13 protein-coding genes are annotated in these 14,536 nt (G+C 65.7%); 5 read left to right on the top strand and 8 right to left on the bottom strand.

Annotation, left to right across the window (positions count from 1 at the left end):
- The first annotated feature begins 189 nt into the window (after positions 1-189).
- The 3 genes from BHE75_RS18620 to BHE75_RS18610 all read left to right on the top strand — a co-directional run bounded on the left by BHE75_RS18620 (position 190) and on the right by BHE75_RS18610 (position 3,727).
- Positions 190-2,001 (top strand): PHA/PHB synthase family protein, encoded by a 1,812-nt coding sequence (locus BHE75_RS18620; RefSeq protein WP_084653337.1) that lies wholly within the window; start codon positions 190-192, stop codon positions 1,999-2,001.
- A complete protein-coding gene (locus tag BHE75_RS18615; RefSeq protein WP_084653335.1) occupies positions 1,985-3,040 on the top strand; it encodes a lysylphosphatidylglycerol synthase transmembrane domain-containing protein in 1,056 nt (351 codons plus the stop codon). The genes BHE75_RS18620 and BHE75_RS18615 overlap by 17 nt, the downstream gene beginning before the upstream one ends.
- 132 nt (positions 3,041-3,172) lie before the next feature.
- Positions 3,173-3,727 (top strand): murein L,D-transpeptidase catalytic domain family protein, encoded by a 555-nt coding sequence (locus BHE75_RS18610; protein WP_084653333.1) that lies wholly within the window; start codon positions 3,173-3,175, stop codon positions 3,725-3,727.
- Positions 3,728-3,864: 137 nt separating this feature from the next.
- On the opposite strand, the gene BHE75_RS18605 is transcribed toward BHE75_RS18610, so the two are convergent.
- The 7 genes from BHE75_RS18605 to BHE75_RS18575 all read right to left on the bottom strand — a co-directional run bounded on the left by BHE75_RS18605 (position 3,865) and on the right by BHE75_RS18575 (position 12,193).
- A complete protein-coding gene (locus BHE75_RS18605; RefSeq protein WP_070934770.1) occupies positions 3,865-5,109 on the bottom strand; it encodes a TolC family protein in 1,245 nt (414 codons plus the stop codon).
- Positions 5,106-5,405, bottom strand: a complete 300-nt coding sequence (locus BHE75_RS18600; protein ID WP_070934769.1) for a DUF3240 family protein — start codon at positions 5,403-5,405, stop codon at positions 5,106-5,108. Before BHE75_RS18600 ends, BHE75_RS18605 begins: the two co-directional genes overlap by 4 nt.
- Complete coding sequence (locus BHE75_RS18595; protein ID WP_070934768.1) at positions 5,398-8,469, bottom strand: efflux RND transporter permease subunit; 3,072 nt, start codon at positions 8,467-8,469, stop codon at positions 5,398-5,400. The genes BHE75_RS18600 and BHE75_RS18595 overlap by 8 nt, the downstream gene beginning before the upstream one ends.
- 7 nt (positions 8,470-8,476) lie before the next feature.
- Positions 8,477-9,601, bottom strand: a complete 1,125-nt coding sequence (locus BHE75_RS18590) for an efflux RND transporter periplasmic adaptor subunit (protein ID WP_070934767.1) — start codon at positions 9,599-9,601, stop codon at positions 8,477-8,479.
- 50 nt (positions 9,602-9,651) lie between these two features.
- The gene (locus tag BHE75_RS18585; protein WP_070934766.1) at positions 9,652-10,668 is read right to left on the bottom strand and encodes a sensor histidine kinase; all 1,017 of its coding nucleotides are present in this window, start codon (positions 10,666-10,668) and stop codon (positions 9,652-9,654) included.
- Entirely contained in the window at positions 10,665-11,342 is a 678-nt protein-coding gene (locus BHE75_RS18580) for a response regulator transcription factor (RefSeq protein WP_070934765.1), read from the bottom strand. Before BHE75_RS18580 ends, BHE75_RS18585 begins: the two co-directional genes overlap by 4 nt.
- Before the next feature lie 119 nt (positions 11,343-11,461).
- The gene (locus tag BHE75_RS18575) at positions 11,462-12,193 is read right to left on the bottom strand and encodes a cytochrome b/b6 domain-containing protein (protein ID WP_070936110.1); all 732 of its coding nucleotides are present in this window, start codon (positions 12,191-12,193) and stop codon (positions 11,462-11,464) included.
- A gap of 457 nt (positions 12,194-12,650) precedes the next feature.
- On the opposite strand from BHE75_RS18575, the gene BHE75_RS18570 reads away from it, so the two are divergent.
- Complete coding sequence (locus BHE75_RS18570) at positions 12,651-13,412, top strand: NRDE family protein (RefSeq protein WP_070934764.1); 762 nt, start codon at positions 12,651-12,653, stop codon at positions 13,410-13,412.
- Between the two features lie 158 nt (positions 13,413-13,570).
- Here the strand turns inward: BHE75_RS18570 and BHE75_RS18565 are convergent, their stop codons facing one another.
- The gene (locus tag BHE75_RS18565) at positions 13,571-13,753 is read right to left on the bottom strand and encodes a hypothetical protein (protein ID WP_048576639.1); all 183 of its coding nucleotides are present in this window, start codon (positions 13,751-13,753) and stop codon (positions 13,571-13,573) included.
- Positions 13,754-14,114: 361 nt separating this feature from the next.
- Between BHE75_RS18565 and BHE75_RS18560 the strand changes: the two genes are divergently transcribed.
- Positions 14,115-14,486, top strand: coding sequence for a hypothetical protein (locus BHE75_RS18560; RefSeq protein ID WP_070934763.1), 372 nt, complete (start codon positions 14,115-14,117; stop codon positions 14,484-14,486).
- Positions 14,487-14,536: the final 50 nt, after the last annotated feature.

Genomic DNA, 14,536 nt, shown 5'->3' with positions numbered 1-14,536 from the left:
TCGCATTGCCGGATGCCGGCCACTCAAATTCATTGCTTCGATGGAGCATGCGACGGTCCTCGCCTTGGGTAAATGCTACATTTCTACCCTGTGCCGGCACATCGCTGCGACCAATCCGCAAAGCTACGTAAGCTGACGGGCGGCCCGGGTCCGTAGGCTTACCTAATTCGTGACGCTGCCGAAGTCCCTATGAGCCAAGTGACAGGCAACGAGGAGCAGGCAGTGGTTTCGCTATCGACGCCCGACGGAACGGCAACAAAATGTGCTGGTGGTCCATATGACGGCTGGGCCGAACTGTTCCTTCGCCCCACGAGAGCGGCCGTTGCAACCCTTACAGGCGGGCTGGCGCCGTCGTCGCTCGGTGAGGCCTTCGCAGACTGGGCGACGCATCTCGCCTTATTTCCAGGCAGCCAAATGCATATTGTTGCCGAGACCGTCCGCGAATTTATGTCGCTCGCCGGTGGTGAGTGGCGGACTGCCGCGTCCGCAGGCGCACCCGAGCCCCAAGCCGGCCCTCCAACGCGGGATCACCGCTTCGACGATCCTTCCTGGGAGGCATGGCCTTTCAATCTGATACGTCAGTCCTTCTTGCAGAGCGAGCGGTGGTGGGATGATGCAGCGTGCAATATCCTCGGGGTTACAGCGCAGCATCGGGCAATCATGCGCTTTTCGATCCACCGGATACTCGACATGCTGGCGCCCTCGAACTTTGTCGCCACCAATCCGGTCCTCCAGCACCGCATCATCGAAACCCAGGGCAAATGCCTGGTCGATGGTGTGGCAACCCTGATCGAGGACTGGCTCCGCTCGCTTGCGGGAGAGCGGCCGGCCGGCGCCGAATGCTATCGTCCTGGCGCCGACGTGGCGATCACGCCGGGCAAGGTAGTTTATCGGAACGATCTGATCGAGCTCATCCAATATGCGCCGATAACGCAGGCCGTCCGTCCGGAACCGTTGCTGATCGTTCCGGCATGGATCCTCAAATATTATGTTCTCGACCTGTCGCTTGAGAATTCGCTGGTGCGCTGGCTCGTGGGGCAGGGGCATACGGTGTTCATGATTTCGTGGCGCAATGTCGGCGAAGGCGGTCGCGCGCTCGACCTGGAGGATTATCGTCGGCTGGGTATCATGGCGTCGCTTGACGCGATCACCGCGATCACCGGCGGGAACAGAGTTCACGGTACGGGTTACTGTCTCGGGGGAACCTTGCTCGCGATCGCGGCGGCGGCGATGGCGCGCGATGGCGATGATCGTCTTGCGTCGATGACGCTGTTCGCCGCGCAAGCCGATTTCAGCGAACCGGGCGAGGTCGGCCTGTTCATCGACGCGGCGCATCTCGATTTTCTCGAGACGATGGCTCGCGCACGGGGTTATCTCGACAGCGCGCAAATGAGCGGCGCTTTCCAGGCGCTGCGCTCGAACGAACTTGTCTGGCCCTATTTTGTCCGCGACTATCTCATGGGCGCACGCGGCCCAATGAGCGACCTGCAAGCCTGGCACAGCGACGCCACGCGCCTGCCATTTGCAGCGCATAGCCAGTATCTTCACTCCCTGGCTCTTGGTAACGATTTGGCCGCGGGACGGTACCAGGTCGACGGTCGACCGATCCCCCTCGAAAATATCCATGTGCCGGTTTTCGCGGTCGGCGCCGAAAGCGACTATGTCGCGCCCTGGCGCTCCGTCTACAAGATCCATCGGCTTATCGACGCGGAGGTGACATTCCTGCTCACCACCGGCGGCCATGACGACGGAATTGTATCCGAACCCGGCCATCCGGATCGATCCTATCGGTTGCTCGCACGGCCGGCAGACGCGGACGGCATCGATCCTGAAACCTGGCTGGCCCGGACATCGTCAGAAGCTGGTTCGTGGTGGCCGGCATGGGCCGCCTGGCTCGATCTGCATTCAAGCCCTCCAGGCGTACCGCCGCCGCTCGGCGGTTCCGGCGTGAACGCTGGAACGCTCGGGAACGCGCCGGGCAGCTATGTCCTCGAAAGCTGACGAGGCGACCGCCACAAAGCCGTCGGGCGCATGGCGGTCCTGGTTTCTCGGCATCATCCTTGTGGCGGCGCTGGTCGGAGCGGTGCTGCATTTCGGCGAGATCGAGAATTTCGGCCGGCTGGTCGCTCGCGCCAATCTCTTCTGGTTGGCTCTTGCCGTCCTGTTCCAGCTTTCGACCTATGCCAGCGTGGCGGCTGGCTGGGCGGCGGTGCTGCGCAGCGCCGGCGCCTCGCGGCCGCTTTCCTGGTTGATGCGCATCGCGCTCACCAAATTGTTCGCGGACCAGGCGGTGCCAAGCGCGGGAATGGGGGGCAATGTCCTCCTCGTCGACCAACTCGTGCGGTTGCGCGTGCCGCGCGGGACGGCCGTGGCGGCGCTGCTTGTCTCGATGACAGGATATTACGCCGCCTTCGCCTTCTTCGCGGTCGCCATGCTGGTCCTGTTATGGCTCCACGACAAGGCGACGCCGCTGATGGCCGGTATGGTCACCACATTTCTGCTGGTGGCGCTCGCCATTCCGTCGCTCGCGCTCTGGCTCAGACATCGCGGCAGCCAGCCCTTGTCGCCCCGGCTCGAACGGGTGGGCGTGGTCCGTAACCTGTTGGAGATCGTCGGTCAGGCCCCGGCCCATCTGATCGGTGATCGCCCGCTTTTGCTTCGCGTCACGGGCTTCAACGCATTGGTCTTCCTTGCCGACGCCGCGACGCTCTGGGCCTGTCTTGACGCGCTGGGAGGACCCGCCGGTTTCGGAACTGCGTTCATTGCGCTGATCATGGCGTCGATCGTCGTGACGCTGGGCCCGATCCCGCTGGGTCTCGGCAGCTTCGAGGCGACGTCGACCGCAACGCTCGGTCTCCTGGGTGTGCCGATCGAGAATGCCTTTGCCGCCACCATGCTGCTGAGGATCCTGACATTGTGGCTGCCGCTGCTGCCCGGCCTGGCCATGATGCGCTCGGTGCTCAGGCGGCGTCCGCATCGGTCTCGGCGATCGTTTCGAACCAGCCCGCGCGGGAATCTTCCCGATTCTCGTAAGGTTTAGTACTTATCTGTGAAGTGGCGCATATCATGCTTATCATGGTCTTGATCAGCAAACAGATAGTGGTTCAAGACAAGCGTGACATTCATTTCCAGGCGCCACCTGCTTCTGGGTGGCGGTGCCGTCGCTTTGGGCATGTTACAACAGACGAACGGGCTTGCCGCCCCGCCAGGACCAACTCTTCCGCGCCCGGCCTTGCTTCAAGGCGCATTGAGTGCGCTGGACCGCCACCGCGCGACGATAAAGCATCGCGACGTGATCGGTATCGTGGATTTCAGCCAGGCGTCGCGCATTCCCCGGTTCCACATCGTCGATGTGATGAGCGGGCGAAGCCAAAGTCTGCTGGTCGCGCACGGGCGCGGATCCGATCCGGATCATAGCGGCTGGGTCGAGCGCTTCTCGAATTCACCGGGCTCGGCGGCGTCTTCAGCGGGCGCTTATCTGGTCGGCAGCGGCTATTCAGGCAAGCATGGTCGCTCGCAGCGCCTGATCGGCCTTGACCCTGAGAACAGCAACGCCGAGGCGCGCGCCATCGTCGTCCATGCGGCGTCGTACGTATCGGATGACATCGTTCGCGCCACCGGCAAGCTCGGGCGAAGCCTGGGGTGCTTTGCTGTTGCGCAGGCCGATATAACCCAAGTTCTCGGCCGGCTCGGCCCAGGCCGAATGATCTACGCGGCCAAGATCTAGTCAAGCGACCCAAGGCGTTCGCGGTACGTCGCCGTCGGTGAGGCCCGGAATTAGCTTCCCTGCACATTTCATCTCTCAAGTGCCGTCAAGAAGCTGAACCAGAGGGCCTGGCTTCGCGCCCGTGCACAAAGCCGTTCTCAATCATGGTCGCCATCGGGCACCCAGATGCTATGGGAATCGATCCGCAATTTCAGCAGCGCCCGCGAAGCTTCCGATCGCGCATCGATCTCGGATCGGCGGGCGTCGTTCGCCTGGCGGCGGGCATAGAGCAGGTCGACCAGATCGATCTGGCCCAGTTGATAGCCACGCTCCGTCCGCCCGGCGGCGTCGGATGCGCTCTGCGCCGATGCCCGCGCGCTTCGCCACGCTTCCAGCCGGGTGCGCGCATTCGACAGGTCGGCGTCGGCGATGGCCGCGACCGATCGCTGGATATTGGCGAGTTCAAGACGGGCGGCGTTCGCCTCGGCTGAAGCCTGATCGGCGGCCGCCCGGCGGTAGCCGCCGCCCAGCGGGATAGACGCCACCACCCCCGCGCCCCGCTCCATACCGCTACGCTCGCTGAACAGGCGGACACCGAAAGAGGGATCGGCGATCCGATCCGCTCGAACCCGTCGCGCAACGACGGCTAACCGCTGCGCCTCGCGATCGGCGGCGCGGATCTCGTGACTGCGCTCGATCACCAGCGTCCGCATGATTTCGAGTTTCTGTGGCGGCAGTTCGGGCAAGGCGAGTTCGGTCGGCTCGGGAGGAAGCGGTGTCTCTGGAAAAGTCGCGACCAGGATCACGCGCGCCTGCTCGCGTGCAGAGAGCGATGCAGCGGCCTGGGCTTGAGCCTGCGCCAGCGCAGCGGAAGCCTGGTCAAGATCGAGCGCCGAGGCATCTCGTAGCTGGACGCGGCGACGCAAGGCGGTCAGGGCCGCTTCCAGCGAGCGCACCGTGTCGAGGTCGTTGCGATAATGGCTGCCGGCGGTCAGCCAGTCATACCAGAGTCCGGACAGGACCAACGCCGCCTGATGGCGGGCATCCTCCATCTGGTTCTCCGCAACTTCGACGCCCAGCGCGCCGGATTCGCGGTCGAGCGCCAACTTGCCGGGAAGGCGGAACGGGCGGGATAGGGTCGCGTCGAACTCGTCATAGCCGCCTTCGCGGTCGACGCTGCGGCGAATATAACTGCCCGCGATCGTCGCTTCATGGGTGCCCTTGCGCAACATATCCCCGCGCGCGCGGGCGGCTTCGACCCGGGCGGCAGCGGCCATGACGGTCGGATGGTTATCGAGCGCTTCGTTGACCTTCTCGACCGGCGGGAGGTCTGTGCGCTGGGCATGGAGCATGCCGGGCGCCAGCAGCGAGAGCATGGCGAGGACGAGAATGGACGGCCTCATGCGAGCCTGCCCCGCGCCACGACCGCAACGGCGCGCCAGCGAACCGGCAGGTCGCGCCTGGATTCGGCCACGGCTCGAACCAGTTCGGTCATCGCGTCGTCCGCTACGATCAGCTCGATCGCACTTCGGTCAAGATTGCCCGTCACGCGCTCGGCGGTGCGTGCGTCGCTGAAATCGCGGCCGCGCACCGCGACATTTTGGATGTGGATCGGCGCCTGTGACGCGGCGCGGATCGCCGCCACGACGGTTTCGACATCGCGGGACGCGCAATGGAAGGTCAGGAGCAGGTCAGGCATTTTCGGTTCCCCCGGCGCCTTCGCCGAAGCGCTCGAACAGGATGGGCAGGAGGACCAGCGTCAGCAGCGTCGAGGTGATGAGGCCGCCGATGACGACGATCGCGAGCGGGCGCTGGATTTCCGAGCCTGGGCCGCTGGCGAACAGCAGCGGGACAAGGCCGAAGGCGGTGATGCTCGCCGTCATCAGCACCGGGCGCAACCTGCGCTCCGCGCCAAGCCGGACGGATTCTGTCATGCTGCGCCCTTCGGTGCGAAGCTGGCGGAAATAGGCGACCAGCACGAGACCGTTGAGTACCGCTATCCCCAGCAGCGCGATGAACCCGACCGAGGCCGGCACCGAGAGATATTCCCGCGACGCCCAGAGCGAGACGATGCCGCCCACCATCGCGAACGGGATGTTGAGCAGGATGAGGATCGAGGCGCGCAGCGACCGGAGCGTCGCCAGCAGCACGAAGAAGATCAGCAGCAGCGCCACGGGAATGACCAGCATCAGCCGGGTCGAGGCGCGCTGCTGGTTCTCGAACTGCCCGCCCCAGACGATGCGGTATCCGGCCGGAAGCTTGACCTTTACCGCCACCGCCGCCCTGGCTTCGTCGACATAACCCACCAGGTCGCGGCCCGAGACGAACGCCTGCACCAGCGCGAAGCGTGAGCCGTTCTCATGGTCGAGCTTCACCGGCCCCTGGGTCCGCTCGACCCGCGCCATGTCGCTGACGCGGGCGAGAATGCCCCCGGGCGTGCGCAATTGCAGGTCGGCGAAGCGCGTTGGGTCCGAGCGCAGGCTTTCGTCGCCGCGGATGATGATCGGAATGCGCTTCTGGCCTTCCGCGACAATGCCCGCGTGGATGCCCTCGACCTGGGCGCGCAGCGCATCCTGTATCCGGTCCACCGGCATGCCGAAGCGCCCGGCCGCCGCGCGATCGATGTCGAGCTGCAGATAATCGACACTGTCATTGGCGACGGTCAGCACTTCCGACGCCCCGCTTATGCCGGAAAGGGTGCGCTGGACCTGACCGGCGAGGTCAGCGAGCGTCGCGAGATCCGGCCCGAAGATCTTGACCGCGAGATCGCCGCGCGCGCCGGTCAGCATCTCGGACACGCGCATCTCGATCGGCTGGGTGAAGCTGGGCTGGATGCCGGGCAGGCCTTCCATAGCCTTGCGCATCTCGCCGACCACGAAGTCCTTGTCGCCGCGCCATTCCGACTGTGGTTTCAAGCGCACGAAGCTGTCGGTCTCGTTCGGCCCCATCGGATCGAGGCCGATCTCGTCGGCGCCGACGCGGGCGATCACGTCGCCGACCTCGGGCACCGTCAGCAACGCGCGCTGCGCCGCCATGTCGCCCTTGACCGATTGGTCGAGGCTGATCGACGGGAGCTTGGTGAGCTGCACGATCACCGAGCCCTCGTCCATGGTCGGCATGAAGGTCTTGCCGACCGCGCCATAAGCGATACCGGCGATCACCAGCCCCGCCGCCGCCAGACCATAGACCAGTCGCTTGCGGGCGAATGCCGCGTCCAGCAGCGTGCGGTAACGCGGCGAGATCCGGCGCATGATCCAGGGATCGCCGTGGTGGCCGCTCTTCAGGCCGAAGGAGGACAGCACCGGAACCAATGTCAGCGCCAGCAGCAGCGAGCCCGCCAGCGCGAAGACGATGGTCAGCGCGACGGGTGCGAACAGCTTGCCCTCCAATCCCTGGAGCGCGAGCAAGGGCAGGAAGACGAGCGCGATGATGACGATGCCCGCCGACACAGGAACGACCACCTCGTTGGTCGCCTGGAAGACATGATTGAGGCGCGGATGGTCGTCATCGTGAGCCCGACCGAGCCGCTCGACGATATTCTCGACCACGACCACCGCGCCGTCGACCAGCATGCCGATGGCGATGGCGAGGCCGCCCAGGCTCATCAGGTTCGCCGACAACCCCATGCCGCGCATGAACAGGAAGGTGATGAGGGCCGCCATCGGCAGGGTCGCGGCGACGATCGCCGCCGCCCGCCAGTCGCCCAGGAACAGGATGAGCAGCACGACCACGAGGATCGTCGCCTCAAGCAGGGCTTCCTCGACCGTGCCGACGGCGCGTTCGATCAGATCGGAACGGTCGTAGAAGACGTCGACATGCGTGCCGGCGGGCAGCGTTTTTTCGACCTCGGCGAGCCTGGCGCGCACGCCGTCGACCACTTGCCGCGCATCGGCGCCACGCAAGGCGATTACCAGCCCCTCGACCGCCTCGGCCTCGCCGTTCTTGCTGACGGCGCCGTAACGGGTGAGGCTGCCGATCCCGATCGTCGCGACATCGCCCAGCCGGACGATGCGGCCGTCGCGGCTGGCGATCACCAGCGATTGGAGATCCTCCGCCGTGCGGATTGCGCCGACCGCGCGGACGATCAGCGATTCCTCTCCGCTTGTCAGGCGGCCGGCGCCGTCGTTGCGGTTGCCGCTTTCGATCGCAGTGCTGATGTCTGCGGTCGACAGTCCCGTGCCGGCCAACGCCACCGGATCGGGCCTGACCTCGAACGTCCGCACGAAACCGCCCAAAGCGTTCACGTCAGCCACGCCGGGCACCGTCCTGAGCGCGGGCCGGATCGTCCAGTCGAGCAGTTCGCGTTTCTGCTGGAGTGAGAGCGGCCCTTCGATCGTGAACATGTAGACGTCGGACAGCGGCGTCGAGATCGGGGCGAGGCCGCCACTCACCGACGCCGGAAGATCGGCCATCACGCCCGACAGGCGCTCGGCAACCTGCTGGCGGGCCCAGTAGATGTCGGCGCCGTCGGTGAAGTCGATGGTGATGTCGGCGATCGCATATTTGGCGGTGGAGCGCAGGATCGCCTGGTTGGGGATGCCCAGCATCTCCATCTCGATCGGCGTGATGACGCGGCTCTCCACCTCCTCGGGCGTCATCCCTGGCGCCTTCAGGATCATCTTGACCTGCGTCTGAGCGATATTGGGATAGGCATCGACCGGCAGGTTCACGAAGGCCCATGCACCGAGGCCCGCAACCGTCAAGGCGAGAGCCAGCACGAGCACGCGATAGGATAGAGCCGCGGCGACCAGTGAGCGCAGCATTGGCCGGTTACCGCGACAAGGCGAGCGCTTTGAGCGCGCTCGTGCCGGCGATGACGACTTGCTCGCCGGTCTTCACGCCAGACAGCAGGATGGCCTGGCTTCCATTCGCCCCGCCGCTCTTCACGTCGCGCACCGCAAAGCCGCCCTTGGTGGCGACGAAGACGACAGTCCTGCCGTTCATCGTTGCGACGGCGGCAGCAGGCACGCTGACCGCGCCCGCGGGAGTCGGGCCGGAAATCAGCAGATTGGTCGCGCGCCCCGCCACGATGCCTGGACCGGCGGCGATCTCGGCCTTCACGCTGGCCGAGCGTGTTGCAGGATCGATGGTCGACCCCACCGCCGTGACGCGGCCCTGTATGTCCGGATCGATCCGCACCAACATGCCCGGATGGACCAGCCCAACCAGCCGCTCGGGCAGCTGGCCAAGCACTTCGTAGCGGTTCGCTGCGTCGATCACATAAGGCGCACTCGTCCCGTCCACGGAATTTCCGGTCTGGATCCTGGCCGTGGTGATGCGGCCGGCGATCGGCGCCGTCAGCGTGTAGCTGCCGCTTGCACCATGGCCGTTGACCATGTGCAGGATACGCGCCTTCTCCGAAACATCGGCGCTCGTTTCCACGGCGATCGCACTGGCCTCGTCGGCACGGGCGCCGGCAATGATGCCCTCACGACTGAGTTGCGAGAGACGAGCGGCATTCGATCGAGCGACCCCCAGCCGTGCGTTCGCGCGCGTCAGGTCCGCGCCCATCATCAGCACCTCGCGGCTCGAAATCACCGCAAGTGGCTGTCCGCGCCGCACCGTGTCGCCTTCGACGACCAGGGTGCGCATTACCACGCCCGGGAAGGTCGCGGCCACAGCCACGCGCGCATTGGCGGGCGGCTGGATCAGGGCGGGCACGATCGCGAACGGCGCTTCGCTCGCCGCAACGGCGGGTGCAAGGCGGATACCGAGTTGCGCCGCCGGCCTGGCCTCGACGCGTAGATGGCCCGGCGCCGCGCTCGCAGAGTCCACAGGGGGGCTGGACTGAGCGGCGGGCGGCGCCGTGCCGGCACGGGTGGTCAACCACCACAGTCCGGCAAGCGTCAGCGCGATTACGGCGACGCCGGCAAGGATGAAGCTGCGGTTCAACATGGCTTTCGCCTAGCGGACGAAGCTGACGACTCCCTGACGGGAGCGGAACGTCAGGCGCCGGGAAAGCGCAGCGACAACTCGCGCCTGTCCGAATCGGTCGCGAGCATCCCGCCGTGCGCCGCCATGATCCGGTCGACGATCGCGAGGCCCAGCCCCGCGCCGTCCTTGCTCGCATGGTCGGCGCGGCTGTGGCGCCGCACAAGATCGCGCAGGCGATCGGGCGAAAGGCCCGGCCCATCGTCTCGAACACCGATCGCCGCTCCGGGACCGACGCTGACATGGACAGCCCCGCCGGCGGGCGTCACGCGCACAGCATTCTCGATGAGATTGCGCAGGGCCGCCGCGATCGCCTCGCGCCGTCCACGCACGGTATGCGATTGCTCTCCAGTTTCGAGGGCGATGGTCTTGCCCGTCGCGATGATCCCCGGGGCCATGAAACTGACGACGTCGGTCGCCACATCCGTCAGCGAAACGGCTTCCGGCGCCAGTTGGGCCGCCGTGGCGGCGTCGATCTGGGCGAGCAGCATGAGTTGGTCGATCAGCCGGCGCATGGCCGCGACATCGCCCTTGAGACGGCCTGCCTCGGCGTGATCGAGCCGGTCGAGTTCAAGCGACAGCACGGCGAGCGGCGTGCGCAGTTCGTGCGCGACGTCGGCGGCGAAGGCCTCCTGACGCACTGCCGCATCGTCGAGCCGGGTGAGCAGATCGTTGACCGCATCGGTGAACGGCAACGCCTCGGAGGGCATTCGCGAGGTATCGATCCGGAAGCCGCGCTCATGCCCGCGTGCCGCCTCGATCTCCGCCGCCGCCTCTGCCAGCGGGGTGAAGGCCTGTCTGATGACCCGGAGACCGACGAACGCGACCGGCGCCATCAGGATAACCACCGGCAGGGCGACATGATCCAGCATCTCGTTGAGCGCGCGGGACGTCGCTTCGCCTGCGGCAAGGTCTGCGAACGACAGCCGATAGAAGAAGGCGACGGCCGCGAGCAGCAGGACCGTGCCGACCAGCCCGACCAAGCCTAGGCCACGCACCAGCCGTCGGGAAACGGACCGCCGATAGGTCATGCGCCATTGTCCCGCAACATATAGCCCACGCCCCGGATGGTATGGAGGTTTCCACCCGCGCCGGCATCTTCGAGCTTGCGCCGCAGCCGCGATATCGCCGCTTCCACCGCATTGGGCGTGACGGGTTCGTTGAAATTATAGAGCGCGTCCTCGATGGCCTCCCGGCGAACGACCGCGCCCGCGCGCCGCATCAGCAGTTCCAGCAGGTCGGCCTCGCGGCGGGACAGGTCAATCTCCCTGCCGTCATGGCGCGCCGTCCGCCCAGCGGTGTCGAACAGTAGCGGCCCGACTTGCAGCACGGTCTGGGTGCGCGGGCCAGGGCGGCGAAGCAATGCGCGAAGGCGTGCGGCCAGTTCGTCGATCTCCACGGGCTTGACGACATAATCGTCGGCGCCGGCGTCAAGTCCCGTTACGCGGTCCTCCAGCGCGCCGCGCGCGGTCTGGACGATCGCGGGCGGGACCTGCCGATATCGCCGCCGCGCGGCCAGCCAGTCGATCCCGTCACCGTCGGGCAGGCCCAGGTCGAGGACGATGGCGTCATAGGCCGCGCCGTCCATCGCGCTGTCCGCGCTCGCCAGACAGCTGGCGACGTCGCACGAAAAGCCCCGGCGCTGGAGGCCGTCTGCGACCAGCTTCGCCAGCCGGTCATTGTCTTCGACTACAAGGACACGCATAAAAATGGACCTCTCCAATATAGCCCGTTCCAGGGCTTCTGCCCCTGTTCTTTGCGTATATTGGCACGAGCGACATGGAGGTTGCGGCAGTCCGGGTCAAACCGCGCCGGGAGCTACGCTCAATCCCCGTCAGGATTTTCGCCGTGCCCGGCGGCTGTGTACTCGCCGCCCTGGCCTTCTCCCGCCTCGCCATGCGCCTGCGGGCTGAAGGCGGCGGGATCGAACCGCGTGATGCCGAACACCGCCGCGATGACGACCACGCCGCCCAGCACGACCGCCATGAAACCCGGGACCCGCGCATCCCGCGCGCCCGGGTAGAGTGCGGTGCGCTTGCGACCCGTGACCATCGCTCTGGCGAGGTTGTCGCGAGTGACCAGCGACATCATGAGAACGGCGGCGACATGGATGCCGACCAGCGCCAGCATGCCGTAGGCGAGCGCTTCGTGGATGTCCTCATCCGCCTTGCCAGTATCGACCTGGATGCCGGTCCACAGGACTGCGCCGACCGCCGCGAACAGGGCAAGCACAGCAAGCGCGCCAAGCGGATTATGCCCGACCGTGCGCTCCGGATGGCCGGTCACGAGGCCACGGATATGCGCCACGATACCCGAAGGCCGGATGAAATTCACGAACCGCGCATGCTCGCCTCCGACAAATCCCCAGATCAGACGAAACGCAAGGAGCACGGCCGCGACCCAGCCGGCCGCCATGTGCCAGGCGGCGATCGGACTGTCACCTTCCGAAGATAGGAAGGCCGCTGTTATCGCAGCGACGAGCAGCCAGTGAAACAGCCTGAGCGGCGCGTCCCAGACCTTAAATGTATTGCCACCAGCGGGGTTTGCCACGAGCATCGACATCTCCTTTGCCCAATCGCATAGGGTCGCTTACTGACGACAGCCTGACGGCCGCGACAATGATCCCTTAGTGGGCGTCCGCTGCACGTGCGCGAAGACACTCGCGGCGGCTGAAGCTATCAGCGATGGTGCTGAGCGGCCGTTCTGACGGTCCCTGAGCACGATACGCTTCGTTTGGGCAAGCAATGACGCGTTGCCCGGCGAGCAGATCTATTCGCCGCACATCGGCGCGCGCATTGTGGGCGGCACACGCGTGGCAGCCCTGCGAAACGGCTATGGCGACAAACGGGAGGAAACAGAAGATGATAGGTGTTGCCGGGCCTGATCAGGTTGTCGGCCGAAACGGCGAGCGGCAACTTAAAGTCCCGAGACCGCCCGCTCTTGCGTGTCGGAAACGGAACGCCATCTCGTTGGACAGCGTTTCGATTGATCCGGCAGCCGTCGGCGAGCGGATATGTGCGTCTTAGCATTGGCGTGGTGCGCGCACCCGAATTGGCGCCTCGTCGTTGCCGGCAACCGTGACGAGTTTCACGCGCGCCCTGCAGAACCGTTACGACGATGGGACGAGCCCGATCATGTGCTTGCGGGCAGGGATCTGCTATCGGGCGGCACATGGCTCGGCGCCTCGGAGCAGGGACGGTTTGCCGTGGTCACGAACCTGCGAGGCTTCGGGCCGTCGGAGCCAGGCCGACTGTCCCGCGGCCTTCTATTGAAGGATCTGTTGGCGGGGGAGGGGCGATATGCCGAACCAGCCGACGCGGACCTCGTGGATTTCAATCCGTTCAACCTCATCGTGGTCCAGCCCGGCCAGGCCGAGTTCTGGTCCAACAGGCCCGGTCCCACGCGGCACATCCTGCCGCCGCAGGTCTATGGTCTGTCCAACGGCGCGCTGGACGAGCCCTGGCCCAAGACCATTCGCCTCAAGGCAGCCCTTCGCGACTGGATTGGCGCTGGCGCCCAGCACCCCGAGAGTCTTCTCGACGGACTAGCGGAAGAGACCCTTCCGGAGCCGCCCGGTCGGCCGGTCGGCCCATCTGACGTGGTGCAGGAGCCACCTCTTTCGCCGATCTTCATCCGCGATCCGGTCTACGGGACGCGGTGCAGCACCGTCGTCGCGATTGATGGTGTCGGGCGCGGCATCATCTTCGAGCGTCGTTTCGGCGGGAATGGAGACAGGGAGGGTGAAACGGCCATCCCGTTCTCGTGGCCACGTTGAGGCTCTGACGTGTGCCGCGCCTAGATGGAGGATCGCATCAGCCCCGGAGGCTCGCGCAGGACATTCGCGGACATGCTCCAACCATCGCCGGTCCAGCGGCCGCGCCCCCAGTCGCCCCACACGCCGCACCTCGCGGGAGGTGAAGCTTTCGATAGGATTCAGACTACGGGGACCGCCGGTATCACTCGAATGTCTCCCGGCTCGCTCCGCCGGGCCGCGACAGCCTTCGCCTTTTCGACTGCCAGCAGTCCGCGAAGAGTCGTCGCTTTGCAGGCGTCAGTTTCGCTCGCGAGCAGATTCTCGAACCGCTCGATATTGGTCTGGTTAACAAATTCCTTCATGGCCGCTGTTCCTTCGGAACGCTGCCCGGACCTGTCCGAGTCGTCTGACAGATCATAGCATGGCCCGACCCAATGGGCGCTCACATATGCCGAGAGTTCGCATTTCGGACTCCATTTCCGCGCACTTTGACAACCACATCGGTGCAAAATCCCAACGGGCGTTGCTTTGTGCGGAGATTTGCTCTCGCGCGTTCGGCGTTCACGCAGGCAGCCGATAGTGTTACCGCCGCGCCTCCCGCAGCCTGTGCCCCTGTCGGCAAACTTCCCAAGCCGGTCTACGTAGCATTCCCAATGCATGTCGATCCTGCGTTTCGCCACAACGCATGCTTCCCCTTGAATTCGCACCGCAGGAGAAGACCCGATGACCTATCCACTCGATCAACTGACCGCGACTTCCGAGGCCAATGTCCGCCTCGCGACAAGCCTGGCCGAGACAGCCCGCCAGGCCGGAGAAGATTGGATGGATCTTGCGGGGAAGGCGTTCACGCATGTCGGCAAGCCGGCTGAGACCAATGGCAAGGCCGGATTTTTGCCTTTTTCGCTGATCGCTCCGGGCAATCTCGGCGAAGGCGTTCTTGCCTCCGTGAATGAGAGCCGGGAGCGGACGACGCGGACGCTCGCCAGCGCGTGGGAAGCCTGGCAGCGCTCCATCGCTGATGCCTGGAATCCCGCGAAGCTGCTCGCCGGCGCGGCCAGGAACGCGGCGTCGGCCAAGCCCCAGCCTGCCGCCTGACGGCGTGGCTCCCGCCGGTCGTCAGGCAGCAGATTCACGCTCACATGATG

Source organism: Edaphosphingomonas haloaromaticamans (assembly GCF_001853345.1).
Classification (GTDB): domain Bacteria; phylum Pseudomonadota; class Alphaproteobacteria; order Sphingomonadales; family Sphingomonadaceae; genus Sphingomonas_E; species Sphingomonas_E fennica.
This window is presented reverse-complemented; position numbering and strand designations above follow the sequence as displayed.